Source organism: Bacillus haynesii (genome assembly GCF_014042035.1).
GTDB lineage: Bacteria > Bacillota > Bacilli > Bacillales > Bacillaceae > Bacillus > Bacillus haynesii.
Genome location: NZ_CP059494.1, coordinates 2,723,028 through 2,748,421, shown reverse-complemented (window position 1 = coordinate 2,748,421; position 25,394 = coordinate 2,723,028). Strand labels below are relative to the sequence as shown.

General features: G+C 46.5%; 22 protein-coding genes. 10 read left to right on the top strand and 12 right to left on the bottom strand.

The annotated features are described in order from the left end of the window. The first annotated feature begins 17 nt into the window (after nt 1-17). Nucleotides 18-680: a response regulator transcription factor gene (locus tag H2R00_RS13430; protein WP_182069427.1), complete on the top strand. Its 663-nt coding sequence runs from the start codon at nt 18-20 to the stop codon at nt 678-680. Next, nucleotides 671-2,041 (top strand): sensor histidine kinase, encoded by a 1,371-nt coding sequence (locus H2R00_RS13425; protein WP_182069425.1) that lies wholly within the window; start codon nt 671-673, stop codon nt 2,039-2,041. Before H2R00_RS13430 ends, H2R00_RS13425 begins: the two co-directional genes overlap by 10 nt. Nucleotides 2,042-2,113: 72 nt before the next feature. Here H2R00_RS13425 and H2R00_RS13420 read toward each other — a convergent pair whose 3' ends face one another. After that, nucleotides 2,114-2,998, bottom strand: a complete 885-nt coding sequence (locus H2R00_RS13420) for a LysR family transcriptional regulator (protein ID WP_154998024.1) — start codon at nt 2,996-2,998, stop codon at nt 2,114-2,116. Nucleotides 2,999-3,107: 109 nt separating this feature from the next. Here H2R00_RS13420 and H2R00_RS13415 point away from each other — a divergent pair, with 109 nt between their 5' ends. The 3 genes from H2R00_RS13415 (at nt 3,108) to H2R00_RS13405 (ending at nt 6,420) form a co-directional block, all read left to right on the top strand. After that, nucleotides 3,108-3,524: a tautomerase family protein gene (locus H2R00_RS13415; RefSeq protein ID WP_182069423.1), complete on the top strand. Its 417-nt coding sequence runs from the start codon at nt 3,108-3,110 to the stop codon at nt 3,522-3,524. Continuing rightward, complete coding sequence (locus H2R00_RS13410; protein ID WP_182069421.1) at nt 3,508-4,248, top strand: SDR family NAD(P)-dependent oxidoreductase; 741 nt, start codon at nt 3,508-3,510, stop codon at nt 4,246-4,248. Before H2R00_RS13415 ends, H2R00_RS13410 begins: the two co-directional genes overlap by 17 nt. 87 nt (nt 4,249-4,335) lie before the next feature. Next, nucleotides 4,336-6,420 carry a class I SAM-dependent methyltransferase gene (locus H2R00_RS13405; RefSeq protein ID WP_182069419.1) on the top strand — a complete coding sequence of 695 codons (2,085 nt, stop codon included), beginning with the start codon at nt 4,336-4,338 and terminating at the stop codon, nt 6,418-6,420. Nucleotides 6,421-6,430: 10 nt separating this feature from the next. Here the strand turns inward: H2R00_RS13405 and H2R00_RS13400 are convergent, their stop codons facing one another. Together H2R00_RS13400 and H2R00_RS13395 are read right to left on the bottom strand one after the other, a co-directional pair. Then, a complete protein-coding gene (locus H2R00_RS13400; RefSeq protein ID WP_154998032.1) occupies nt 6,431-7,507 on the bottom strand; it encodes a DUF4352 domain-containing protein in 1,077 nt (358 codons plus the stop codon). A 619-nt stretch (nt 7,508-8,126) separates the two neighbouring features. Then, the gene (locus H2R00_RS13395) at nt 8,127-9,527 is read right to left on the bottom strand and encodes a YfcC family protein (RefSeq protein WP_182069417.1); all 1,401 of its coding nucleotides are present in this window, start codon (nt 9,525-9,527) and stop codon (nt 8,127-8,129) included. A gap of 125 nt (nt 9,528-9,652) precedes the next feature. Between H2R00_RS13395 and H2R00_RS13390 the strand changes: the two genes are divergently transcribed. Then, nucleotides 9,653-10,822, top strand: a complete 1,170-nt coding sequence (locus tag H2R00_RS13390; protein WP_182069415.1) for a M20 family metallopeptidase — start codon at nt 9,653-9,655, stop codon at nt 10,820-10,822. Between the two features lie 173 nt (nt 10,823-10,995). Further along, entirely contained in the window at nt 10,996-12,159 is a 1,164-nt protein-coding gene (locus H2R00_RS13385; protein WP_182069413.1) for a type II asparaginase, read from the top strand. On the opposite strand, the gene H2R00_RS13380 is transcribed toward H2R00_RS13385, so the two are convergent. Further along, on the bottom strand, nt 12,156-12,608 hold the full coding sequence (locus tag H2R00_RS13380) for a GNAT family N-acetyltransferase (protein WP_154998040.1): 453 nt from the start codon (nt 12,606-12,608) through the stop codon (nt 12,156-12,158). The genes H2R00_RS13385 and H2R00_RS13380 overlap by 4 nt on opposite strands. A gap of 99 nt (nt 12,609-12,707) precedes the next feature. Here H2R00_RS13380 and H2R00_RS13375 point away from each other — a divergent pair, with 99 nt between their 5' ends. Continuing rightward, nucleotides 12,708-14,207, top strand: a complete 1,500-nt coding sequence (locus H2R00_RS13375; RefSeq protein WP_154998042.1) for an amidase — start codon at nt 12,708-12,710, stop codon at nt 14,205-14,207. 22 nt (nt 14,208-14,229) lie between these two features. On the opposite strand, the gene pepF is transcribed toward H2R00_RS13375, so the two are convergent. Further along, nucleotides 14,230-16,065: an oligoendopeptidase F gene (gene pepF / locus H2R00_RS13370; RefSeq protein ID WP_182069411.1), complete on the bottom strand. Its 1,836-nt coding sequence runs from the start codon at nt 16,063-16,065 to the stop codon at nt 14,230-14,232. 112 nt (nt 16,066-16,177) lie between these two features. Next, on the bottom strand, nt 16,178-16,447 hold the full coding sequence (locus H2R00_RS13365) for a GlsB/YeaQ/YmgE family stress response membrane protein (protein WP_017474015.1): 270 nt from the start codon (nt 16,445-16,447) through the stop codon (nt 16,178-16,180). Between the two features lie 170 nt (nt 16,448-16,617). Between H2R00_RS13365 and H2R00_RS13360 the strand changes: the two genes are divergently transcribed. Continuing rightward, nucleotides 16,618-18,333 carry a serine hydrolase gene (locus tag H2R00_RS13360; RefSeq protein WP_182069409.1) on the top strand — a complete coding sequence of 572 codons (1,716 nt, stop codon included), beginning with the start codon at nt 16,618-16,620 and terminating at the stop codon, nt 18,331-18,333. Between the two features lie 59 nt (nt 18,334-18,392). Here H2R00_RS13360 and H2R00_RS13355 read toward each other — a convergent pair whose 3' ends face one another. From H2R00_RS13355 to H2R00_RS13330, 6 genes are all read right to left on the bottom strand, one after another. Then, the gene (locus tag H2R00_RS13355; RefSeq protein ID WP_182069407.1) at nt 18,393-19,715 is read right to left on the bottom strand and encodes a (Fe-S)-binding protein; all 1,323 of its coding nucleotides are present in this window, start codon (nt 19,713-19,715) and stop codon (nt 18,393-18,395) included. Then, the gene (glcD, locus tag H2R00_RS13350) at nt 19,712-21,124 is read right to left on the bottom strand and encodes a glycolate oxidase subunit GlcD (RefSeq protein ID WP_182069405.1); all 1,413 of its coding nucleotides are present in this window, start codon (nt 21,122-21,124) and stop codon (nt 19,712-19,714) included. Before glcD ends, H2R00_RS13355 begins: the two co-directional genes overlap by 4 nt. A 122-nt stretch (nt 21,125-21,246) precedes the next feature. Next, nucleotides 21,247-21,549, bottom strand: coding sequence for a PTS sugar transporter subunit IIB (locus H2R00_RS13345; protein WP_154998052.1), 303 nt, complete (start codon nt 21,547-21,549; stop codon nt 21,247-21,249). Further along, the gene (locus H2R00_RS13340) at nt 21,546-21,878 is read right to left on the bottom strand and encodes a PTS sugar transporter subunit IIA (protein ID WP_154998054.1); all 333 of its coding nucleotides are present in this window, start codon (nt 21,876-21,878) and stop codon (nt 21,546-21,548) included. Before H2R00_RS13340 ends, H2R00_RS13345 begins: the two co-directional genes overlap by 4 nt. A 16-nt stretch (nt 21,879-21,894) precedes the next feature. Then, complete coding sequence (gene celB, locus H2R00_RS13335) at nt 21,895-23,181, bottom strand: PTS cellobiose transporter subunit IIC (RefSeq protein WP_182069403.1); 1,287 nt, start codon at nt 23,179-23,181, stop codon at nt 21,895-21,897. Beyond that, the gene (locus tag H2R00_RS13330; RefSeq protein ID WP_154998058.1) at nt 23,168-24,502 is read right to left on the bottom strand and encodes a 6-phospho-beta-glucosidase; all 1,335 of its coding nucleotides are present in this window, start codon (nt 24,500-24,502) and stop codon (nt 23,168-23,170) included. The genes celB and H2R00_RS13330 overlap by 14 nt, the downstream gene beginning before the upstream one ends. A 162-nt stretch (nt 24,503-24,664) precedes the next feature. Between H2R00_RS13330 and H2R00_RS13325 the strand changes: the two genes are divergently transcribed. Beyond that, nucleotides 24,665-25,393, top strand: coding sequence for a GntR family transcriptional regulator (locus H2R00_RS13325; protein ID WP_154998060.1), 729 nt, complete (start codon nt 24,665-24,667; stop codon nt 25,391-25,393). Nucleotide 25,394: the final 1 nt, after the last annotated feature.

Sequence of the window (25,394 nt, the reverse complement as noted above, 5' to 3'; positions counted from 1 at the left end):
AAAAGGGTGGTCAGCAAGTGGCGAAAATTTTGGCAGTAGATGATGAGAAAGATATTCTTGTACTCATACAAAATATTTTGCGCCGCGATCAGCATCAAGTTCATACGCTAAGTCAAGTTAACGCCGAATCTCTCGACGTGTTTTCAGGGTATGATTTAATTTTGCTTGATGTAATGATGCCGGGGATGGACGGGTTTGAATTATGCGAGAAAATCCGGCCGCTGGTAGATTGTCCGATCCTGTTTCTCACCGCTAAGACGGAGGAAGAGGCCATCGTTAAAGGCCTCTTGACTGGAGGAGACGACTATATTTCAAAACCCTTCGGCGTTCTTGAGCTCAGTGCAAGAGTAAATGCACACTTGAGAAGGGAGAGAAGAGAGAAACACGAGACTAAACGGGTGATTTCCGGTTTTTTATTTCACTTTGACAGCAAAGAAGTATTTATTCATGATCAAAAGCTGAATTTAACAAAAAATGAATTTAAAATATGTGAGCTGTTGGCTCAGCATAAAGGACGAACCTTTACAAGAGAAGAAATTTATGAGCATGTATACGGGCTGGAAGGCAATGCTTTATACTCCACGATAACCGAATTTATCCGCACGATTCGGAAAAAATGCAAAGAACACAATAGAGATCCGATCAAAACGGTATGGGGCGTAGGGTACAGATGGGAATAATCCGTAAAAAAAAGACGCTGCGCAGAGAACTGATCAAATATATGCTCACTTTGAGTCTCTGCCTGATCGCGATCACGGGTTTATATGTTTTGATCAATATGATAGGAATGAATGCAGGGCTGTTTTATCCTGCCAACTACAATGAAATCGAAGCTGAAAAGCTTAAGCCCAGGCTTCAATCGGCTGAACGGATAACGGAAGACATGATACCCGATACGATGCTGTACGCCATACTTGATAAAAAGTCGAAACAAAAGACAGCGGGAAACATGAAAGAAACGAATCTTTCGATTGTACGGAAAAAAATAGAAAGCAGGCCGTATGTCACCTTAAGTCAAAAAGGCTATATGATCATCGAACGCAAAGACGAGTATTGTGTATTGGAGTATCCTTTGCGTGCTGAGTTTCGGTCTCCCTTGCTGAGACGACTTCTCCCGAACTATGAGCTGACAAGCATATGCATCATTATTCTTCTTTTAATTACGGTCGTTTTTACGGTGACAACCCGATTTGCAAACAGGTTAAAAGATCATTTTCAAACATTAAACACCATCGCTGAGCAAATTAAAAAACAGAATTTAAATTTCACTCCGGAATTCTCGAATATTGAGGAATTTGATCATGTGATCAGTTCCCTGATGGACATGAGGAATGCCCTCCAAGCCTCCCTCCGCGCCCAGTGGCATTTAGAGAAAACAAAAAAAGAACAGATCGGCGCATTGGCTCATGATATTAAAATTCCAATGACCATTATTAAAGGTAATGCGGAGTTGCTGAGCTTATCACCGCAAAATCAAGAGCAGTCGGAATATATCAGATACATACTTGATGCGGGGCAAAAAATCGATCAGTACATTGACCAATTAATCCATTTGTCAAAAACGGAGGAAGCATTAAATATCGAATACAGAGAAGGTGATGTGAAAGCGTTAGTCGAAAGTGTTCTCAATGACACTGAAGCATACATAGGGAACAAATCGATTGACATTGTGTTGAAAGAACAAAACCTTGAAGGAAAAAAAGCAGTGTTTGACAAACAGCTGCTTCATCGAGCGTTGATGAACATCATGACGAACGCCGCAGATCACACACCAGAAGGCGGGAGAATCGATTTTGAAGCTGTGTGTACGGCAGATCAACTGATTTTCACAATCACTGACAGCGGAAAAGGATTTTCTCAAGAAGGCCTGCAGAAAGCTGCCGAGCTTTTCTATATGGAAGATAAAAGCCGGACATCGAATGGACATTACGGTATGGGACTTACCTTTGCGCTTCGTGTTGTCAAGCTTCATCAAGGCGATTTAGCGATTAAAAACGGTGAAGCAGGAGGCGGACAGGTGCAAGTGACCATCCCTCTCTGAGACCAGATCATCATCATTCCATATCCCATCATGTCATAATCCCAAACCTTCCGACATCAGCCGGAAGGTTTTTTACGGTTCTCCCAGCTCCTGTTTCAAATATTGATACAGCTTTGCACCGGCCTGTTTCAACGGAAACGCCGCGGTTTTGCAAAGGATGCCAAAGGTTACGCTAATCGGGTCATTGGCGATGAACCGGACAATCGTTCCGGGAGGAGGAGGGGAAACGATGCTTTTCGGAATCAGGGCCACGCCGAGTCCTGCTGCAACATAGTTTTTCAAGGCGGTCATGCTTCCGATCTCCATCGTGTTCATTTGGCTCCCCGGCAGCTCCTGAAACGCGATTTCGACTTTCTTCCGGTAGGTGCAGTTGTTGGCCGTGATCAGCAGGCGATGCTCCCTAATATCCTTCAGATCGATGCGTTCATTGTTTCCGGCGGCGTGTCCTTCAGGGAGCAGCACTACAAGCTCTTCAGCATAAAGCGGTTCAAAATAAAGATCAGTTCCCATTGCCGGAGTCGAACAGACGGCAAGATCCAGGCTGCCTTGAACCAGCCGTTCCCCCAATGCCGACGAGTTGGCGATATCTACGGAGACCCGGATCTTTGGATAATCCGCTAAAAATCTCCCCAAAATCCGCGGTAATTCACAGCTCGCGATCGGTTCGACCGCTCCCAGACGGATATTTCCCGCTTCGCCAAGCAATAAGTCGGCCATATGATGTTGAAGGTGATCCATATCCTTGACAATATGTCTGCTTTCTTCAAAAAAAAGCCTGCCGGCTTCAGTCAGACGGAATGTTTTCCCCCGCTCGAGCAAACGAATGCCGATGTCTTCTTCGAGCTTTTTAATTTGCATTGTGACCGTGGACTGCGCATAATTCAGTTCTTCAGCTGCGCGGTTAAAGCTTCCGCAAGCCACGATTTTATGAAACGTCTTTAACGTTTTGAAATCCATCCCATCACCTCAAGTTCAATAAAATTGAATGAATCATTCAAATGATTCAATTATACAAAATAATATAACCGTTATACACTATTAAACAATACAAAGGAGGAATGAATATATGCCATTTGTCAGGATGGATCTTTTAAAAGGAAGATCAAAAGAAGAGCTTCGCCGGATCAGCAGGTCGGTTCACCAGGCGATGACGGAGACGATCGATGTTCCGGAAGACGATTATTTTCAGGTCATCACCCAGCACGATGAGGTAGAGTTCTTTTTCGATCCTAGCTATATGAACATCAAACGGACGAAGGATTTGATCTATATTCACATCACAATGAAAGAGAGACCGATCGAAAAAAAGCTGGCTCTGTATCAACGAATTGCAGAGTGTTTACAAAAAAACGCCGGCATCCGCCAAGAGGACGTCATGATCATTGCGGCTGAAAACGTGAAAGAGAACTGGTCGTTTGGGAATGGAACAGCACAGCTTGCATCAGTTGAAAAGGGAGCGATGAAAAATGGAAATGAAAGATAAAACAGCCCTTGTCACAGGAGGCGGCACAGGGATCGGCAGAGCGGTATCGCTCGCTTTGGCAAACCGAGGCGCAGCGGTTGTTGTCAATTATTCGCGTTCCAAAGCGGAGGCTGAAGAGACGGTTGGGATGATTGAAAGTCAAGGCGGCCGCGCGCTCGCGGTTAAAGCCGATGTTTCTAAGGTCAGTGAAGTTCAAGACATGTTTGATCGGGCGGTGCGCCAGTTCGGTACCGTCGATCTGCTCGTCAACAATGCAAGCATCACCAGGCATATCGAGCTTGATGACTTGGATGGGGCTTCTGAAGAAGTCTGGGATGAACTGTATGAGGTAAATGTCAAAGGGATGTTTTATTGTGCGAGAGCGGCGGCACCTTTTATGAAGCAAAATAAACACGGCGCCATTGTAAATGTCGGCAGCATCGCCGGGCTTACCGGTTCAGGTTCTTCGTTACCCTATGCCGTATCAAAAGCGGCGGTCCACGGTCTGACGAAATCATTGGCGCATGCGCTTGCCCCTGATATTAGAGTCAGCTGTGTGGCACCAGGCGCGGTATCGACGAGATGGTGGGAGGGGAACGAAGAGAAAATGAAACGGCTCAGCCAAAAGCTCCCGCTTGAGCGGATAGCAGAACCGGAAGACATCGCCTTGCTCATTTGTGCGCTGCTCGAACAAGAAACAGTTACAGGCCAAATTTTAACGGCGGACTGCGGTCAAACATTATAGCGATTATAAGCCTATTATCCTATTTCTATATGAAACCATTTACCTTATGATAAATCATATCGAAATAGAAAAAAGAGGGAAGAACGTATGAGGCGTTTACAATCGTTAGAAGCCATTGAAAAAGTAAAAAGCGGGGATTATCACGTTTTGCGGGATGCCGAATGGCTCAAGTATCTCGTTTTAACTGAAGAGCAAAATGTCAATCTGGAGCGGATTTCTTCGCTGGAGAATATGCCTCAGAATCCCGTTTTTCTTTATGTTGAACAGACGCTCTCCATTTTGGAGAAAGCTGACATTCCTGAGCAGGAAAAAGAAATCATTGAAGAGGTTCTCATATGGAGTGAAGCGGCTAAGTGCGGCCAGCCTCATAAAAGAAAGGAATGGCGTGAGAAAGGCTTTCAGCTTGCGATCCATAATATCGGGTCGGCACAGATTTATGCTGATCGAAGACAGGCGTACATGCCGGAACGGCAGACTATTGAGGAACTCATTTATATTTTGATTTTGACGCATGGACTCGTCGGACAGTATATCCGCGGGGAAACAAGGTATCGCCAATTCACTCCTCTTATCGATTGGATTGAAGCATCCGAACTTCAGCACATTGACATCAGGCGGGTTTTGTACGTTCTGAACAAATGTATCATTGAAGGGGTTTCGCCGGCGCTTTGGGATTCGATTGAACGAGACGTGAACCGGGTAATCGGCCAAATCTGCACAGGTGAAAGAAACAAAGACTGGCCGTTTGCGGAAAGGATCAGAAAACTGCGGGGACAAGCGCTCGATTCCGGTGAAGACAGCAGCCAGTACGAGCGCTTTTTGAGGGAACATTCGGCGGAAGATACGCTGAGACGGTTCTTTCAGCGGATTGATTTATGGTATGTGGAATCCGCCTTGTCATCGTTCAGTTTTGAAGAGTTTGTCAAAATCTTTCTGCTCATGCTTCGTTCTGTCAACCCTTTATCAATCAAGCACATCAGCTTTGAGCCACTGATGAAGGACATGTACCGCGATTATCAGGGTGTGAGGCATATAAATGTTTATAAAAAACGGATTATCGAAGCGTGCTTAAAAGAGATGTCAATCAGCGATTTGCTTTACGGCGAGGTGCCTGTAAATGAACACGTTTCGTTTGCTGTTCAGCCGTTTGATCAAGCGTCCGAGATTGTCGGTGTCACGTTTTCATTTTCGCAGGCAGGGCTGAAGCTGATTGAATTTTGTCAGGAAGCGGAGAAATCGCCTTTATATGAACGGGCGATCGTGCTGCTTTATGATTTTTTTGAGTTTCGCAAGGATTCGTTTGACCGGCTGCAAAATGAAGCGGCTTATCTGTCTGACATGAACGGTGCCGAAGATTATAAAAAGAAGATTGCCGATTATGCTGTTGGAGAAAGAATGCTCGACATCGGAGCCGGAGGCGGCGTAATGCTTGATTTGCTGACAGACCAGCATCCTGAAGCAGAGGTCATCGGAATCGACCTTTCCGTCAATGTCATTGAGGAGCTCCAAAAAAGAAAAGTGCGCGAACATAAGCCGTGGCATGTGAAACAGGCTGATGCATTGGACCTGCCTGAGTACTTTGAACAGGAAAGCGTCGACACCATCGTATTTTCATCGATATTGCACGAATTGTTTTCATACATTCCATATGAAGGAAAAAAATTTAATCATCTCGTCATTGCCCAAGCGTTAAAAAGCTCCTTTGACATTCTGAAGCCGGGAGGCAGAATCATCATCAGGGACGGAATCATGACCGAAAACAAAGAGGAGACGCGGCGGATTCGTTTTAAAGACCCGGATGGAATGGAATTCTTGAAACGGTATGTCCATGATTTTAAAGGAAGAAAGGTGCAAATTCTTGAGACTGAAAAGGATGCGGCTGTACTGTTTGTGAATGATGCGATGGAATTCCTCTATACATATACATGGGGAGAAGAAGCCTATCCGCATGAAGTGCAGGAGCAGTTCGGCTATTTTACGCCGTCTGAATTCCGCCGCTGTATCGGGAAAGAATTAGGGGAACGTGCGAACATTCTTGTGTTTGAACACTATGTGCAGGCAGGATATGAAGAACACCTTTACCCTAAAATCGAGCTGACAGACCGGCTCGGCCGGCGTGTTCCGCTGCCGGACAGCACTTGTTTTATTGTAATTGAAAAAAAGCACCTCTAGGGTGCTTTTTTTAGTTGTTGCTTTTAAGGAAGCTTGAGAAGTATTGTTCGGTCTTGTAATTATCAGCATCCATTTTCCATTTGTCGTTTTTTGATTTTTCAAGCTTGACTTCAACGGTTTTCTCACTTGAAGTCGCCTGTGCTTTTTTGATTTCTTCACTCATGATGTCAATCGCAGGATTGATCAATTCATCTCTGGACATGAAGTTTTTGCCGCTGTCTTTCACATAGTCCTCCAGTCTTTTCTTCACTTTCTTTTGGACATCTGTATTATCGATTGGCGTAACGGTTGCCTCAACAGTTGCTTCATCGCCTGAGATTGTTTTTGTAACTGCTTTGACTTGAGATTTTTCTTGATAAGCGTTTTGGATGGCGCTGATCAGTTTATTCAATTTCTTTTTATCCACATCTTCTTCATCATAATATCCTAAAGAGCGAACGATTGATTTTTGAGCGCCTTCAAGGTAATCGGTAACGACTTCACGTTTGTTTTCGTCGACCAGTTTATCAAAGTTATCATTGTCTTTGCCGAAAATCGTTACATCTGTGTAAGCCAGCAAAGCTTTTGCCGGATCTTCAAGTTTTTTGGCCGTTTTCAGCAAATCGTCGCTGCCGCCGTCGATCTCGAATTTGACAGGATCTGCTTTATTTTCACCGTACATGTCAGGAGTGTATTCAAGCTGAAACTTCTTGCCTTTTTCAACGATGTAATAGATATTTCCGTCGACTTCTTTATCGGAATTCAGCGTGGAAGAGCGAAGCCTTTTGTTTCTTTCATCATATACGCTGACGTCCGACATTTTTGAGTCGCCTTCGTAAAGGCTGAATTGGTTTTTATCAACCATTAATGGTTCTTTCCCTGTATTTTTCACGGAAACATTGATCTTTAGTATAAGTTCATTTTCGTGCAGGTTTGTTGATGAATCATCCGGAAGCGTATATTCGGAGCTTAGTATTTTAACTTCTGCATTATCTGCTTTTTTCGTATCTTCTTTCTCTTCGCTCGCACTTTTGCTGCCTCCGCAGGCTGTTGACACGACTGCTACAATCATCAAAAGCATCATCAGAAAAAACTTTTTACTTCGCATGGTCTGTCTCCTTTTTTATTATTTTTTTCAATGTTATGTAAATGAAAAGAATGAGATGGTCAGGGTATAAAGGCCCTTCATCGGGACAAACCTTACTCAAGTCCCGGTCATTTCATTTATCTAACAGTGAAAATTTGATTATAATTCTTCCTTTTTCCTTAGTTTCTTTAAAAAAACAGAAACAACATCACTCATTTTAAGGTTTGAAGAATCAATAATAAATAGGTGTTAAATACTAATTTTGGTCAATGATTTGCAAGATTAGGCATGTTTTCAAACTTTGGATAGGAATAAGAGACTAAAACTAATGACTTACAATTCGGTGCATTGAATTGAGGTTTACCCATTTTTTGCTTTGGCCAAGACAAGTCAGAGCAGGTAAAAAATATAAGTGTTTTGTTTGGAATCAGTCCTTTTGTTGATGAATTTTGAAATTGGAGCATGATAGATAAAAAGTCCCGTTTCCGGGTTTCCTTAACCTAAGCTTAAAATTTAGTAGATCAATCGTCGCAGAAACGCCGGTTTTGATGGTTTAAGGCTTTTCTATGGTCAGGGAGATGGAGGCATAAATGGGGAATGCAGCCGGGAGCCCCGGCTGCATATTTGGAGACTCGGATTTTTACTTAATTCCGATTATCATGGCGATAACAATCGCGGCTGCACCGATGATGATCCAGCCTGCGACCAACTTCCAGACAAACTTGACCCAGCGTTCATAAGGGACGCCTGCGATTGACAGTGAAGCCATCAATACACCGGAGGTCGGGATGATTGAGTTGGTGATTCCGTCTCCGTATTGATACGCGAATACGGCAATCTGACGTTCGAACCCCAATAAATCGGCCAGCGGCGCCATAAGCGGCATCGTTGTGGCTGCCTGTCCGCTTCCGGATGGAATAAATGTGTTAATCACGATTTGCACAGCGAACATGCCGATGGCGCTTATTTCGTTCGGAAGCGTGCTGATTGCTGAAGCAAGGCTGTTGATGATCGTATCGATAATATGTCCGTTTTCCAATACGATGACGATGGCACGGGCGAAGCCGACGATCAAAGCTCCGTATACAACCTGTTTCATGCCGTCGACAAATGAATGGAAGGTGTTGTTGATGCCGAGTCCTCCCGCAAGGCCGGCGGCAAAGCCGATGATGAGAAACCCGGCCGACAGCTCGCTTAAAAACCACCCCCATTGAAATACACCGAACATATTGATGCCGAAGCCCAATGCTGTAATCAGCAGGACGAGGCCATGTTTTCCAGTGAAAGAAAGGTCAGCGTGTCCTGCGGCAGTCTCTTCATTCATCTCTGTTTCGCTTCCATACATCAAACCTGTATTTGGGTGCGCTTTGACTTTTTGGGCGTACCGCATCACATAAAAAATGGAGAAACCGAGCATGGCGGCATAAACGGCCAGTCTATAACCGAAGGCGCTAAACACAGGGACTTCCGCAATTGTCTGTGCGATTCCGACTGTGAACGGGTTCAACATGCCACCGGTGAATCCTGCAGCCGCGCCTAGGGAAATCATCGCCAGTCCGGTCATAGAATCATAGCCAAGCGCTCTTGCAACAGCGATTCCGATCGGAATAAAAATAATCGTCTCTTCAGACAAACCGATCGTTGCGCCTCCGATGGAAAAGACGAACATGGTGACGGGAATCAGGAGGAAGCCGCGTTTCTTCAAACGCTGTACCAGCACATGGACACCTGCACGAATCATGCCGGTCTGATGGATGATGCCGAAAGCTCCGCCTATTAAAAAGATGTAAAAAATAATATCCGCCGATTGAATCATGCCTTCCGGTATGGCTTTAAACATTTCGAAAAAACCGACCGGGCCGGCGTCAGTCTGCTTGTAGCTCCCTTGTACGATAACTGTTCGGCCGTCTTCTTCAACCCGCTCAAATTCTCCGGATGAAATGAAGTATGAAGCCAGTGCAGCTAAAATGATAATGAAAAAAATCAAAGCATAAGTATGAGGGAAGTGCAGTTTTGTTTTCTGGGGAGTGCCATTGCTCATTCCGTTCGTCTCCTTTATAATGTATTAATATTCATAGAATTATATATTTAAACATTTTGAGGATATGAGCTTTACTTTGTCAACCCTGGAAAAGAACTTTCGGTAATGGAGAAGGGAGAACCGTTATGAAAAAACAAATTGAGAAAGAGATCGAAAATATTCGTGAAGAGCTGCTGCATATCAGCCAGTATATAGGCAATCATCCTGAACTGGGGCACGAAGAATTCAAAGCTTCAAAGATTCTGTCCGAGGAACTGAAAAAACACGGTTTTCAGGTGGAATTAGGAACATGCGATCTTGCGACGGCGTTTACGGCCGAGTTTGACAGCGGCCGTCCCGGCCCTTCCATCGGTTTCATGGCTGAATATGATGCATTACCTGACCTTGGCCATGCCTGCGGGCACAATTTGATCGGCACGATGGCAGTCGGCGCCGCAATCGGCATCAGCAAAGTCATTGCCTCGTGCGGAGGGAAAGTGTACGTTTACGGAACGCCTGCGGAAGAGACGAAAGGCGGAAAAGTAACCATGGCCGAACAAGGGGTTTTTGATCACTTGGACGCCGCTATGATGGTTCATCCGTATTGCAGGCATGAAAAAAGCGGGACATCGCTGGCGATGGATGCGATCCAATTCGAATTCTTTGGAAAGGCCTCGCATGCGGCGGGAGCACCTCACGAAGGAATCAATGCGCTAGATGCCGTCATTCAGACATTCAACGGCATTAATGCGCTCAGACAGCATATTCTCCCTGATGCCCGGATTCACGGGATTATTCCGGAGGGAGGGAAAGCGGCAAATGTTGTGCCGGATTATGCGGTTGCCCAGTTTTATGTCAGAGGAACGGAACGGGCTTATGTCAATGAACTGCTCGATAAAGTGAAAAATTGTGCAAAAGCAGCCGCGCTTGCGACTGGAGCCCGGCTTAAGAGCTCTTTTTATGAGCTGTCTTACGATGATTTGAAAACAAATGAAACGCTGTCAGACGCTTTCACACAAAACATGATTGAGTTGGGCGTCGACCCCGAATCGATTCATGAAAAAGCGGACGGAGGAGGTTCGGTTGATATGGGGAATGTCAGCCAGATCGCACCTTCCATTCATCCTTATGTACAAATTTGCGATGAGCCGTACGCGTGCCACACACCCGAGTTTCGGGAGGCGGCCATGAGCAGCCAAGGATTCGAAGGCTTGATGCTCGGCGCAAAATCTATGGCATTCACCGCATATGATGTACTCACCAATGAAAAGCTGCTGAAAAAAATAAAGGAAGAATTCAACCTTTTAAAACAATAGAAGGTCAGAAGAGGGAAACGGGGTTTCCTTTTTTTTAATGCAAAAAAACGCAGAAGAAAATCTAACATATGAATAGACAGCGGATACATTCATTTTAAACTGGTATGAAAGAGAGGAGGAAAGAGAAAATACATATATAAATAGCGGATTTCGCAGCAGGGAGAGATCAAAACATGACGAAAAAACGAATGTTATTTATTGTGTTAGGCTTATTGCTTTTGATCAATGCCGGGTGCTCCGGTTCAAACGAATCTCGAAATGAAACAAAGGCCCGGGCGAAGACAGAAACTGCGTCAGCTAAGACTGCTCAAGGAAATGAGAGCCTGCCCAACATAAGAATTTTAGCTACAGGGGGGACGATTGCCGGAGCGAATCAGTCCAAAACGTCGACGACCAATTATAAAGCGGGTGCAGTCGGGATTGATACGCTCATCGAAGCCGTTCCGGAAATGAAGGATATCGCGAATATCAGCGGGGAACAAGTGGCAAACATCGGCAGCCAGAATATGACCAACAAAACACTCCTGAAATTGAGCAAACGCGCAGCGAAGCTTTTAGCTTCCGATGATGTCGATGGAATTGTCGTCACTCACGGAACGGACACTTTGGAAGAAACGGCTTATTTTTTAAACCTCGTCCTCAAAAGCGATAAACCTGTCGTTGTGGTCGGGTCCATGCGGCCTTCCACAGCGATCGGAGCCGACGGACCTGCCAATCTGTACAATGCCGTAAAGGTCGCTGCGAGCAAGGAAGCTCACGGGAAAGGAACCATGGTGGTGCTGAATGACCGGATTGCTGCTGCAAGGTATGTGACGAAAACCCATACGACAGCTCCTGATACTTTCAAGTCGGAAGAAATGGGTTACCTCGGCAATATTGCTGACGACATTTATTTTCATAATGACATCACGAAAAAGCATACGGAAGATACAGATTTTAATATTTCCAAGATTAATCGGCTTCCTCAAGTCGACATTATATACGGGTATCAAAACGACGGGCGCCATCTGTTTGACGCTGCAATCAAGGCGGGAGCGAAAGGCATCATCTATGCGGGAAGCGGAAACGGTTCAGTCTCCGACGAGGCGAAAAAAGGGGCAATCACAGCGGTGAAAAAAGGGGCGGCAGTCGTCCGTTCCACACGCACGGGCAGCGGGGTCGTCACGCCCAACCCTGATCTTGAAAAGGAAAACATATTGGCTTCCAACTCTTTGAACCCGCAAAAAGCCCGGATTTTGCTGATGCTGGCGCTGACCAAAACAGATGATCCGAAAAAGATCCAGTCCTATTTGAAGAATATTGACGAGAAGCCGCCGGGATCCCGGCGGTTTTTTTAAAGGTCGAGCGCTAAGCGGACCATATCGATGCAGCGCATGCCGTTTTCGTATATCGGTTTCTCGTAATGTCTCAGGAAAAAGTCGCGGTCGATGCCGGTGATTCTAAATCCGCATTTTTGATAGAGCGCCAGCTGGCCGATGCTTGAATTCCCGGTTCCGATTTCAATCGTCTTAAATCCTTGAGATTTTGCCGTTTCAATCGCATGCATAACCAATTGTCTGCCGATTCCTTTTCCCTGCAGCTCCTCTTTGACGGCGATATTGACGAGCTCTGCCGTTTCAGGTCTCGTCGGCAGCAACACATAGACACCGGCAATCCGGCGGTCGATTTCGGCTGTAAAGCACTGTCCCCGTTTGAGATAATCGTTAACCAGTTTTTCGGAAGGGTCTGCCGTCAACAGTAAATCAAGCGGCGGCTCATGTTCCGGATGTAATCTCTGAATATTCATTTCACTCATCTCCTTTTGATCTAAACTGAAATCATTGAAATCCCCAAAAGGCTCATGCACAATAGTAAATACAAGCGAACAGTAAGGTGAGGTACTGATATGAATATATCTGACTATATGAAGCATGACGCAGTTGCTTTATCTAAGCTTATCAAACATGGGGAAGTAACGGTGAACGAATTAATCGACGCTGCTTTTTCCCGTCTTGAAGAAGTTAATCCAGAACTGAATGCGGTCATTCGGACGAGAAAAGAGCAAGTCAAAAATGAATGCAAACAGCTTGATATCAGACAGCAGCCGTTTGCCGGGGTGCCGATCCTTTTAAAGGATATCTCCCAAGCGATGAAAGGAGAGCCGCTTACAGCCGGCGCCAAGCTGCTTTCATCTTATCAACCAAAGCGCGATTCGAATTTCGTCGCTAAATTGCGCGGTGCCGGTTTTTTATTTCTCGGTCAAACAAATACGCCCGAATATGGATTGAAAAATATTTCTGAGCCTGAATTATATGGGCCGTCGCGAAATCCTTGGAACACCGATTATTCACCCGGTGGTTCAAGCGGCGGTTCTGCTGCTGCGGTGGCGGCCGGAATCGTTCCCCTTGCAGGGGCCAGCGACGGGGGAGGCTCCATCCGGATCCCCGCTTCCTTTACCGGGCTATTCGGTCTGAAGCCGACCCGGGGCAGAACGCCTGTAGGACCGGGCGCCGGACGGCAGTGGCAGGGGGCATCGATCGATTTTGTGCTGTCCCGTACTGTCAGAGACAGCGCGGCGCTCCTAGATATTCTGCAAACCGTTCAGCCTGAAGCGGCTTTTCAAACGCCTTTATTTCCAGGCCATTATGAAGAGGATATGAAAAAAGGGTTGGAGCGCCCTTTGAAAATTGCATTTTCTGTAGAATCACCCGTTGGAACGCCTGTCAGTGATGAAGCCAAACAAGCCGTCCGCCGTACCGTTCGATGGCTGGAAGCGCAGGGACACCATGTCGAAGAGCAGACGAACGGCGTTGATGGACTCCGGTTAATGGAGAACTACTACTTAATGAACAGCGGCGAAATTTCCGCGATGATCCTGGGAATGGAAAAAACGCTTGGAAGAGCGATTACTGTTCAGGACGTTGAAATTGTCACATGGGTGTTGAATGAAGCGGGCAAAAAAGTGTCGGCAGCCGAATTTACGGCAAGCCTTGCTTCCTGGGATCAAGCAGCTGCACAAATGGCGGCGTTTCATGAGACCTATGATCTGTATGTGACCCCGGCAACGGCTTACCCTGCTCCAAAGGTCGGCGAGCTTACCCATACAGAAAAAGAAGCCGAAGCGCTTCTGAAAGTGAGCGAGCTGGAAAAAAGTGAGCAACAGTCGCTGATTTATCAAATGTTTTTGAAAAGCTTAACATTTACACCATTCACACAGCTTGCCAACTTAACCGGACAGCCTGCAATGAGCGTCCCGGTTCACCTGACAAATGAAGGTTTGCCGCTGGGCGTTCAAGTGACGGCTCCGAAAGGAAAGGAACATTGGCTGCTTCGCACCGCCCATTTATTAGAGCAATCAGACTTATGGATCGGAATGAAAGGCAATCCGATGCTTGGCAGTCTGTAACTGCATAAAAGAAGACCGGCTGTTAATCAGGCCGGTCTTCTTTTGTATCGTACAGTTTTTCAAGCTCGTCAACCAATGTTCCGACATACGCCACAGCCTGGCGGACCGGTTGATCCGTCGACATGTCAACACCGGCGTGTTTCAACAGGTCCAGCGGCTTCATTGTACCGCCTGCTTTTAAAACGTTCAGCCATCTGTCGACGGCAGGGCGTCCTTCTTCTTTGATCTGCTGCGAGACGATCGTCGATGCTGTCAGCCCGGCTGAATAGGTGTAAGGATATAACCCCATGTAATAGTGTGGCTGTCGCATCCATGTTAAACCTGCTCCTTCATCAAGCTTTACTCCGCTGCCCCAGAATTCGGACAGTACGGCGGTGGTTTGTTCAGACAGTACGGAGGCGGTAAGTGCACACCCCTGTTCGGCAAGTTCGTAGACTCTCCGCTGATATTCCCCTTCAAGCAGATGGGTGACGAAATTATGGTAATACGTGCCCATCAGCTGGTTGATGACCCAGCGCTTCATTTTCGGGTCATTTGTTTTGGAAAACAAATGCTGGGCGAGAAGCACTTCGTTCATTGTAGAAGGCGCTTCAATGAAATATAGGGACGGTCTGACGTTCATGATGCGCTGTTTGCGGTTTGCGAAGTAGAAATGGCCGGCATGACCGAGTTCATGGGCAAGTGTAAAGGCATCCCGCATCGTATCCGTCCATGTCATCAAAATGAAAGGATGCACCCCGTACGGGCTTGAACAAAACGCGCCCGTAGATTTGCCGATATTGTCAGCGAGATCAATCCACCGCTCAGTCAAGGCGGTCTCCATGACTTCCGCGTACTCCGTTCCCATCACTTGTAAAGCGTCCAAGATCATGCGGCCGGCCTGTTCGAAAGTCGTCTTTGGACTGAAGTCGTGATCGAGCGGAGCCTGCAAATCGCAGAAGCGCATCTCGTCAAGGTCTAATACGCGTTTTTTCAAGGCGGCATACTTGCGCATATGAGGTGCAAGTTCGTTTTTAATCACATCAAGCTGGTTGTGGTACATTTCGAGCGTGACGCTTTGCGGCTGAAGAAGCATATGGGTGACGGATTCATATCCGCGCAGCCTTGACATACTGACCTGTTTTTTGACTTCTGTTTCATAGATGGCGGCGATGGTGTTTTTGTATGTTTGCAGGGTATTTGTAAAGGAATCAAATGCGGTTCTGCGAATATGCGTATCAGGAGAGAACATGTATTTTCCTTCATATAACGCGAACGAATTAGCCAGCTCATTGCCGTTCCGATCCTGAATCGAAGAAAATTGCATATCCGCAAGCTTCGCCATCCCGAAAATTTTGTACGGTGCATCATGTACTTCGCCTAAAACGGCTAACGCTTTCTCTGTTTCGGGAGCAAGTTTATACGGCTTGCGCTCTATTATCTCCATCAGCATTTTGCTGAAAGGCTCCAGTCCTTTCTCGCTTTTTATGTACGTCTCCACTTGATTTTCAGGGAATTCGAGAATTTCCGATTGGATAAATGAAAGCCCGGCGTTTAGTTTTGCTCGCAGCGCGGCCATCCTTGAAGCGTCAGCTTGGTTGACGGGGTTTGTCAAATCTTCGGACTTTCTGAGGTGAGTATAGGCGGCGGCCCGGACTAGACGCTCTAGTAGTTTCTCCTGCAGGATTAAACAATCGAGCAACACGTCAGCTCCTTCGTGAAGCCTTCCTTTAAAAGAGCCGATGGATATGAGATCTTCCTCAATTTTTACAAGTGCGTCTTCCCAAGCTTCATAAGAATAAAATAAATCAGTAAGATTCCAAGTCAGTTCCTGCGGCACCTCAGAGCGCTTCGGTCTTTTTTCTGCCACTTTTTCCAATGTACAGCCTCCCCTTGAAAATATTTCGTGTTTCTAATTAATTATATAAAAGACGGCAGCAGAATGAAATAAAAAACGACGGCTTCTGAAGAAACCGTCGCAAATCGTCCGCTTATTGAGCATTGCGGTTTCGTCCGCCCATGCTTCTCATGACGAGGCTGACGATGAAGATCAAAATGATCGCCCCGATCAAGGCCGGTATGATATTAAATCCGCCGATCATCGGACCCCAGCGTCCCAAAATCATGGAGCCGAGCCATGAACCGATAAATCCCGCAATAATATTTCCAATGATTCCTCCGGGTACATCACGTCTGATAATGAGGCCGGCCAGCCAGCCTAAAATTCCGCCGATGATCAATGACCAAATAAATCCAAACATTGAACAATCCTCCTTGTTTTTTAGACATTTTCAGCCTTATACCTATCTTTTGGAATTCATGAATAAATATACAAATTTTTTTCTAAATGAAACCATTCAGGCGAACAAACGTATGGAATACGGACACCATGAACAGGCATAAGACTCTTAGATCAAGAGAGGAGAGTAAGATGAGACAGCCCTTAAAGGAATTAAAAGGTTTTCGGGCATTTGCCTCGGAAAAAATGAAAGAGTGGAACGTTCCCGGAGCCGCAGTTGCAGTCATTAAGGAAGACGAGATCATCATGGCGGAAGGGTTTGGATTCAGGGATAAAGAGCGGAAATTAAAGGTGAACCCGGAAACGGTATTTGCGATCGGTTCCGCCTCCAAGGCATTTACAACGGCGGCGATGGCGGTTTTGGCTGATGAAGGGGAAATGGAATGGGACAAGCCGGTAAGGGAATATCTCCCGGAGTTTAAGATGCATGATCCGGTGGCAACCGAACGGACGACTCCCCGTGATCTGGCATGCCATCGTTCGGGCCTCCCAAGACACGAAATGATGTGGTACAATTCCTCCTTCTCAAGGGAGGAGCTTTTCAGACGGATCCGCTACCTTGAGCCGAATCAGGATTTTCGATCAAAATGGCAGTATCAGAATCTGATGTATATGACGGCCGGTTATCTTGCGGGAAGAATAGCGGGGACGACATGGGAGGATCTTATTCATGAGCGGCTTTTCAAACCTTTGCATATGACATCCAGCAGCTTTTCGGTCGAAGATTTGCAAAAGCTTTCCGATTTTGCCTTTCCATATCAAGAGAAAAACGGAACGGTTGAAAAAATTCCTTTTCGCAATATCGATGTGATCGGGCCGGCTGGATCGATTAATTCCAATGCTGTGGATATGGCAAATTGGGTGCTGCTTCAGCTTGGCAGCGACAAATTCAGCGGGATTTTATCAGAGGGAAGCCTTCATGAACTGCATACGCCTTGCATTTCCTGCGACTCTATTATTAAAGCGAAGGAACTTCCGGTCTGCAGCTATGGGCTCGGCTGGTTTGTTGAACCGTACCGGGGTCGCCATATGATTCATCATGGCGGAAATATTGACGGTTTTTCATCGCTTGTCGCTTTCATGCCTTATGAAAAAATCGGGATTGTCATTTTAACAAATATGAACGGCAGCTTTCTTCCAAATGTTCTGGCGTACAATATTTTTGACCGCTTGCTTGGATTGGAAGAGATCGACTGGAACGGCCGGCTGAAAGGCGAGGCGGAAAAAATAATGAAAGCCGCTTTAGGGGTGGATCGAACTGCGGATCTTACCAAAATTGAAGGAACGAATCCTTCTCATGCCCTGAAGGACTACACAGGTGTATACGAGCACCCCGGCTACGGAGAAATCAAAATAGAGCTGAAAGACGGTATGTTACAGGCGCTCTTCAATTCGTTTGTTATGCCTTTGAAGCATTATCATTACAATATATTCGAGATGAAAATGCCGCTCACGGAGATGGCGATGCTCGCATCCTTTGGCACTGATATACACGGACATATCAGCCGCCTTTCCGTACCGTTTGAAATGGCGGAAGGCGCTGGAGAAATCGAATTTGTCAGGAAGCCGGATCAGCAATTGTACGATCCTGAATTTCTTGCTTCTTTAACAGGGGAATATGCATTGGAAGACGGAACAAATGTCGTTGTGTCTCTCAGAAACAACCGGACGCTCTGGGTTTCATTGCCCGGTCAGCCTGATTACGAACTTGAGCCTTACCGTGAGTTGACATTTCAAATCAAAAATCTGCCGGGTTTCAGCGTCCGATTCGAAGCCGGCGATTCCGGACATGTAACAGGTTTGCGCTTCATCCAGCCGAATGGAGAATTTCCTGCTGTCCGGAAATAGCAGCAAAGGACATATTTCGATTTATTTCCCAAGAAATATACACGTGTGAGCCGGCCTATTCACTCCTTGACGGCTTCCAGCAATAAATCCGCCAGATGAACGGCTCTCACTTGGTCTGTAAGCCCTGCTCGTTCAATGCCGAGCTTCATTTGCAGCAGACATCCGGGATTAGCTGTAACGATTGTAGCAGCCCGGGTCGCTGCTGCTGCTTCCATTTTAGTATCGAGAATTTTCATCGACATTTCGGATTCGACAATGTTATAAATGCCGGCTGATCCACAGCAGCTTTCAGCATTTTGCATTTCTTTGAATTCAATGCCCTTGATGCTGCGAATAAGGCGTCTCGGCTCAGCAGAGGTTTTCATGACATTTCGCAAATGGCACGAATCTTGGTAGGTGACGATTTGCTGCGGCAATTCAAGGGATTGCTGATCAAAGTTCAGTTCCAATAGGACGGAAGAAAAGTCTTTCAGTTTCCGTGTGAAAGATGCTGCCCGTACCCGCCATTCAGAGTCATCTTTCAGGAGATGATCATATTCCTTTAAAAATGCTCCGCATCCGCCTGCATTTGTCACAATAAAGTCCGCGTTTGAATCCTCGAATGCCTGAATATTTCGCTTTGCGAGCAGGATGGCCTCAGACTTTTCGCCGCTGTGTCCGTGGAGGGCGCCGCAGCAGGTCTGCTGTTCGGGAATCGTGATCTCACAGCCAGCCAGCCGCAGCAGCTTGATGGTTGCCATATTCGTATCTAAAAACAACGTATCCATGAGGCAGCCTGAGAAAAAGGCGGCCCTTTTTTTTCTCTCCCCGATCGCAGGGAGCAGGTGCGGCCGTTTTTTCAGCTGCTTCATATTGGGAACTTTCGGCAAAACCGCCTCCATTTTCGCGAGATGGTCCGGCAAAAGCCGCAGCAAGCCCGATTTGCGAATCACGTTTTGCATGCCGGAACGCTGATAAACGCCGAGCATTCCGGCAAGCGCCCTGATTCTGTTTGAATGGGGGAAAAGCCCTTTGAACACCGCGCGGCGAAGCACTTTAACCGGAAAGGCGTGCTTTTTGTTCTGCTGAATAATATCCCTCGCTTCTTCAAGCAAGCGTCCGTAGTTTACGCCTGACGGACATACAGGTTCACACGCGCGGCAGCCGAGGCAAAGCTCCAGTGACCGTTCCACATCCTCATCAGGTTCGATCGTCCCGTCGACGACCGCTTTCATGAGTGCGATGCGTCCGCGCGGCGAATGGCTTTCTTGAAAACCGGATTCGATATAGGTGGGGCATGACGGCAGACAGAAGCCGCAGCGCATGCAATTCAGCAGCTCTTCTTCATCCATTCTTTGTTTAAATTGCTGTTCAATGACCTTTCTTTCGTTAGCTGTCGTCATCTTGTCACCACCACCCGCTTGCGGAAGTCTTTCGCAAATATCTTCCCGGGATTCATGATGTTGTTTGGATCCAATGCCTGTTTTACCGCCTTCATGGCGGCGATTCCCGCTTTGCCCAGCTTCAGTTCCAAATAGGGGGCTTTCATTTCGCCGACCCCGTGTTCTCCGGTGATTGTTCCTCCCAGTTCAACCGCTTTTTTAAAGATGTCTTCAAAAGCCTGTTCGACCCGTTTCATTTCTTCACTGTTTCTGACATCTGTCGTACATGTCGGATGAAGGTTGCCGTCGCCTGCGTGCCCGAATGTACAAATCGATATTTGGTGCTTTTCGGCGATCGTATTAATCGCCTTTACCATTTCGGCAATTTCAGAGCGCGGTACCGTGGCATCCTCCAGAATGGTCGTCGGCTTTAAACGAGCTAAAGCCGAAAGTGCGGTGCGGCGGGCCTCCCGAAGGTTTTCTGCTTCAGATTCTGTTTGCGCAGTTTGAACGGACACAGCATTTCCTTTTTTGCATATCTCTTCAATCACGGCAATGTCACGGCGAACTGCTTCTTCGATGCCGTCCTGTTCGATCAGGAGAACCGCTTTGGCATGGACGGGAAGGCCGATTTTCGCAAAGTCTTCGATCACCTGAATCGTGGGTTGATCAAGAAATTCGAGTGTCGTCGGAATGATTTTGTGTGCGATAATATTTGAAACAGTTTGGGCTGCAGAGTCGATATCTTGATAGAGAGCGAGGACGGTTTTTTTTGTTTCGGGTGCCGGGATGAGTTTTAATGTTGCTTCAGTGATGATGCCGAGCGTTCCTTCAGAACCGACGAACAGGCGCGTCAAATCATAGCCGGCAACATCTTTGGCCAGCTTGCCGCCGGTGCGGATGATGTCCCCGTTTGCAAGAACGATTTCCAGCGCCATGACATAATCGCGGGTCACTCCGTATTTCAAGCCGCGGAGGCCGCCTGAGTTTTCGTTGATATTTCCGCCGATTGTCGAGATCTTCATTGAGCTCGGATCGGGCGGATAAAATAATCCCTTTTCTTCAGCGGCGTGAATTAAATCAAGCGTGATCACGCCAGGCTGAACGGTTATCGTTAAATTTTCTTCATCGATTTCTAAAATTTGATTCATGTGCTTAAACAGGAGGACAATTCCCCCATCAGTCGGGCATGTGCCGGCACAAAGGTTAGTACCTGAACCTCTCGGCACAATCGGAATGCGGTGCGTGTTGCAGATTTTCACGATTTGCGATACTTCTTCTTTGCTGCGCGGGGCAATGACCGCGTCAGGCATTGATTGAAACTGGGGTGTCGCATCATAGGAATAGACGAGCCGTCCGGCGTTCGAATCGTCATAATTGGCAGAGCTGACAATCTCAATCAGCTGGGATCTCACTTGTGAGGAAATCATGTATGATCACATCCTTTACCAATTATTATACAAAAACAAACGCTTTCAAAAAATCATTCTTTTAAACTTCAAATATAAAAAAGAACCCGTTTTCAAAGAAAACGCGGTTCTTTGCAGGAGGATCAGGTTGCAAGACTGATTGCTTGATTCAGCACTTTTGCTCCGTCCATCATTCCATAGGCCATTTGGTCAATGACGGCCACGGGCGTATGATACGGCTCGGCACGCTCTGTCATTTGCCCTTTTAAATACCGGACCTGCGGACCAATCAGTATCACATCAATTTCCTCCAGATGGCTGGGCAAATCTGCCTCCGCATACGCATTAATTTCGGCCTTCAATGAACGGCTTTTCGCTTCTTCCCTCATTTTTTTCACCAATATACTCGTAGACATTCCGGCTGAACATACAAGTGCGATCTTCATTCTCCTCTTCCTTTCCCAAGCTCTTGATATAAATGAATCATTTCTTTCGCCAAATCTTTTACAGTCATGGCTGTCATTAAATGGTCCTGCGCATGGATTAATAATAGATTGGGTGAAAGGCCTTCCCCTTGTGCTTCTTTTTGCAGGAGGCGGGTTTGTGCCTGATGCGCTTGGCTCAGCTCCGACTCTGCTTCTTGTATCTTTTGATACCCGGTTTCCCATTCGTGATGTTTCACAAGCTGTAACGCTTCCATTGCAGAAGAACGCGCATTTCCGGCGTGAAGGATGATTTCAAATGAGACCTGTTCCAATTGAAGTGTATCTGCCATAACATTCACTCCTTATTTATTCGTTTTCTGTCTGGTGCAAGGCGGAACGTTCTGCCGCTTTTATAAACGGGAGGTAGAGCAGGGTGGCCAGCACCAGGTTGAAGATTTGCAAAAATACCCCCCGGACTGATCCCCCGGTGACGAGATATCCGCTGACAATCGGCGGCGTCGTCCACGGAAGGATCGCCACAGTTTTCGGGACGAGACCGGAAACCAAAGCGATATATGACGTAATCGTCAAAATTAATGGAATCAAGATAAACGGAATGAACATGATCGGATTTAATACAATAGGAAGGCCGAACAGAACGGGTTCATTGATATTAAAAAGGCCGGGTGCAAGAGATACCTTTCCTATCGTTTTGTAGTGCTTCGATTTTACGGCAATTAAAATGCCGGCAAGCAGGGCCAATGTTGTTCCAGATCCCCCCATAAATACGTAAGAATCGAAGAAAGGCTTTGTCACAATATACGGCACATCAAAAGCGCTCATTCCTTGCGAGAATAAGTGTTGATTTTCCTGAATGAGCGGGAGGTAGACGGATTCCATGATCGGGCCCAGGATGTTTGTTCCATGCAATCCAAAGAACCAGAGTAAATGATTCAAGAAAGTAAAAATCAAGGCTGACCCAACCGTGTTGGAAAGGCCTTGAAGAGGCTCTTGAATCGTGCTGAAAACAAGCTCATGGATGCTTTGCCCCGAAAAGTGAACGATCAGAGCATTACATAGCCCGGCAGTGGATAAGATGACGGCAGCCGGCAATAGAGCATTCAAGGATTTTGTGACGCCGTCAGGCACCCCTTCAGGCATTTTGATTTTCAATTTCTCATTTTGGGAAAACAGCCGGAAGACTTCTGTTGACAGCAAAGCCACGATTAAGCCGACGAACAGGCCTTGGGCTCCCAGCCAAGTCATTGAGAAGCCAAAGTCTTCAGTGGTCGGCGTAAGCACAGCGAATGCGCCAATCCCGATTAATGCGGCAGACAGACCATCTGTGTGATATGACTCGGCCAGCTTGAAGCTGACTGCCGCAACGGCTAAAAGGCTCAACAGAGCAAAAGAGCCATTCCATATCGCTCCGCCGACAGCCGTCCATCCCTCGCCGAAAAGACCGGTCATAAAATTTTGAAACGCCGGTATTGGAAAATTATTGACCAGGATGGCGAGGGAACCGATGATGATAAGAGGCATAATGGCGATGAATCCGTCGCGTATTGCAATCAGGTGCCTTTGGGAACCGATCCTTCCGGCGATCGGCATGATGTTTGATTCGATGAATGCCATCATTTTATTTTGTTTCATGAGCACGGACCTCCTCAAAAAATTGCGGGAGATAACGTTTATGAGCCTCGAGCATTTCATCCAGTACCTTTTGAGCTTTGTGATCAGAAGATACCAATGGATTGGTAATCATCGCTGAGTATGCCGTATTGTAATCGCCGGTGACCGCAGCTTCAATCACTAATTGTTCAAATTTTTTCATCAGGATGATCGGCCCGCTGATGGCATCGGGCAGTTTTCCGACGGTCAGAGGAATCGGTCCGCTTTTTGTAATGACACTGTTGACTTCGATCACCGCATCATCGGGAAGGTCTGGTATGCTTCCTTTATTCAGTGTGTTCACGGTCTGAACATCCATTGAATGATGATAAAGCGAGTTCATTAATGAGCAGGCTGATTCACTATAGTAAGCCCCGCCGCGGCCTTCCAGTTCTTTAGGTTTCTCATGGATCTCGGCGTCTTTGTATTTCTCAAACAGCTGCCGCTCCACTTCCATGACGGTTTCTGCGCGCGTCCCTTTGTTATTGTACGCTTCGATATCTTTCGCGAGCGCATCTTCATGTTGATAATAGTACTGATGATACGGGCTCGGAAGCATGCGTAACGACCGCAAAAATTGGCGATTCCACGGCAGCGCCGCAATATTGGAAGGCGAGTAGCCGAAATGATTATTCAACAGATGCTCAATCGTCTCTTCCGTCCGGTCGATCCCGTCGATCCATACTCTTTTTCCAAAAACAAAATGGTTGAGGCCCGCGAATTCAATCATGACGCGGCTCACATCCACGGCGAATATTTCTGCGATGCTATTTTTCATGTTGTAAGGAATATTGCATACCCCGACGACCTTTTGATGAGGTCCGTGCTTCAGCAAAGCTTCCGTCACGATGCCGGCCGGATTGGTAAAGTTAATCAGCCATGCTTCTGGACAAATCTCTTTGATATCGCGGGCGATATCCAGCATAAAGGGAATGGTGCGCAAAGCTTTAAACATGCCGCCCGCCCCGTTTGTTTCCTGGCCGATCAGACCGTGGCTGAGCGGAATTTTTTCGTCTAAAGCTCTCGCCTTCAGTCCGCCGACTCTGATTTGAACCGTGACGAAATCGGCGCCTTTCAATGCTTTTGCCCGATCTATTGTATGGCTCAGTTCGATGGGTACCCCCGCATGTCTGATCATTCGCTTCGCAAGCTCTGAGACGATGCGAAGTTTTTCTTTGCCCTCCTCGATATCAACAAGTACAATCTCATTCACCGGAAATTGATGATGCCGTTTGATGATGCCTTCAATGATTTCTGGTGTGTAGCTGGATCCTCCGCCTATAACAACTACTTTCAGCGCCATAATCCCCCTCCTTAACTCTCTTTTTATGAAAGCGCTTAACACAATTGAAACTTAACATGTTATAACAAATTTGTCCATACATATTTGTTATAACAAATTGTTTTTTTGGGAAACTTTTTGTGTTATTCTATAATTACGAACTCACCCCAAAGGAGAAAATGTATGGCGAAACAACCACAGCTCCACAGTCAAATTAAACAAGATATTGTAGATAAGATTGAAAGCGGTTATTATCCGCCGGGCAGCCTGTTGCCGACGGAGTCCGAGTTTTGCAAAATGTATGATGTCAGCCGGACGACGCTGCGGACCGCATTGAATCATTTGCTTATGGAAGGGGCTATTTACCGAAAGCAGGGAAAAGGGACATTTGTCGCCAAAGGAAAAGTAAAGCAGATCTTAAGCTCCAGCAGCCTCCGCTATGCAGAACAATTGAATGCTCAAGGCTTTAAACCGAAAATCAAAGTTGTTGATTTGCAAAAAATAAAGCCGTCTGAAAAAATCCAAACCCGCCTCGGAATCGATGCTGAACAAATGGTCTATCAAGTAAAAAGAATCCGTTATGCAGACGATGAAGAAATCCAGTTTGAAACCGCCTATATCAGAGCGGATCTTGTCCCCGAAGTAACGGAAGAAATGGCGAATATCTCACTTTACCAGTGCATCAGCAGGCAAGGAAACAACATTAAAAGAACAGAAGAACAAATCAAAATTGTGATTTCTGATGAGGAGATCGCACAACATTTAAATATTACACAAGGCACACCTTGCTTCCAGATATCGACGCAAACATTTTTGGCGTCTGAAGAAGTCGTCGAGTATTCTATGGCCTATTTTCGCGGTGACCGTGTTGAGTTCTTCATTGAACGTGATTATGGACAAAGGGGGAAATGAA

Excerpts from the sequence above, each read along its gene's own strand:
- H2R00_RS13410 (WP_182069421.1), top strand. The coding sequence starts at position 3,508 with ATGGAAATGAAAGATAAAACAGCCCTTGTCACAGGAGGCGGCACAGGG.
- H2R00_RS13365 (WP_017474015.1), bottom strand. The coding sequence starts at position 16,447 with ATGTTTGGATTTATTTGGTCATTGATCATCGGCGGAATTTTAGGCTGG.
- H2R00_RS13375 (WP_154998042.1), top strand. The coding sequence starts at position 12,708 with ATGAATATATCTGACTATATGAAGCATGACGCAGTTGCTTTATCTAAG.
- H2R00_RS13390 (WP_182069415.1), top strand. The coding sequence starts at position 9,653 with ATGAAAAAACAAATTGAGAAAGAGATCGAAAATATTCGTGAAGAGCTG.
- H2R00_RS13380 (WP_154998040.1), bottom strand. The coding sequence starts at position 12,608 with ATGAATATTCAGAGATTACATCCGGAACATGAGCCGCCGCTTGATTTA.
- H2R00_RS13385 (WP_182069413.1), top strand. The coding sequence starts at position 10,996 with ATGACGAAAAAACGAATGTTATTTATTGTGTTAGGCTTATTGCTTTTG.
- H2R00_RS13325 (WP_154998060.1), top strand. The coding sequence starts at position 24,665 with ATGGCGAAACAACCACAGCTCCACAGTCAAATTAAACAAGATATTGTA.
- H2R00_RS13420 (WP_154998024.1), bottom strand. The coding sequence starts at position 2,998 with ATGGATTTCAAAACGTTAAAGACGTTTCATAAAATCGTGGCTTGCGGA.
- H2R00_RS13405 (WP_182069419.1), top strand. The coding sequence starts at position 4,336 with ATGAGGCGTTTACAATCGTTAGAAGCCATTGAAAAAGTAAAAAGCGGG.
- H2R00_RS13330 (WP_154998058.1), bottom strand. The coding sequence starts at position 24,502 with ATGGCGCTGAAAGTAGTTGTTATAGGCGGAGGATCCAGCTACACACCA.
- H2R00_RS13355 (WP_182069407.1), bottom strand. The coding sequence starts at position 19,715 with ATGACGACAGCTAACGAAAGAAAGGTCATTGAACAGCAATTTAAACAA.
- H2R00_RS13360 (WP_182069409.1), top strand. The coding sequence starts at position 16,618 with ATGAGACAGCCCTTAAAGGAATTAAAAGGTTTTCGGGCATTTGCCTCG.
- H2R00_RS13400 (WP_154998032.1), bottom strand. The coding sequence starts at position 7,507 with ATGCGAAGTAAAAAGTTTTTTCTGATGATGCTTTTGATGATTGTAGCA.
- H2R00_RS13340 (WP_154998054.1), bottom strand. The coding sequence starts at position 21,878 with ATGGCAGATACACTTCAATTGGAACAGGTCTCATTTGAAATCATCCTT.
- glcD (WP_182069405.1), bottom strand. The coding sequence starts at position 21,124 with ATGATTTCCTCACAAGTGAGATCCCAGCTGATTGAGATTGTCAGCTCT.
- H2R00_RS13415 (WP_182069423.1), top strand. The coding sequence starts at position 3,108 with ATGCCATTTGTCAGGATGGATCTTTTAAAAGGAAGATCAAAAGAAGAG.
- H2R00_RS13345 (WP_154998052.1), bottom strand. The coding sequence starts at position 21,549 with ATGAAGATCGCACTTGTATGTTCAGCCGGAATGTCTACGAGTATATTG.
- H2R00_RS13395 (WP_182069417.1), bottom strand. The coding sequence starts at position 9,527 with ATGAGCAATGGCACTCCCCAGAAAACAAAACTGCACTTCCCTCATACT.
- H2R00_RS13425 (WP_182069425.1), top strand. The coding sequence starts at position 671 with ATGGGAATAATCCGTAAAAAAAAGACGCTGCGCAGAGAACTGATCAAA.
- celB (WP_182069403.1), bottom strand. The coding sequence starts at position 23,181 with ATGAAACAAAATAAAATGATGGCATTCATCGAATCAAACATCATGCCG.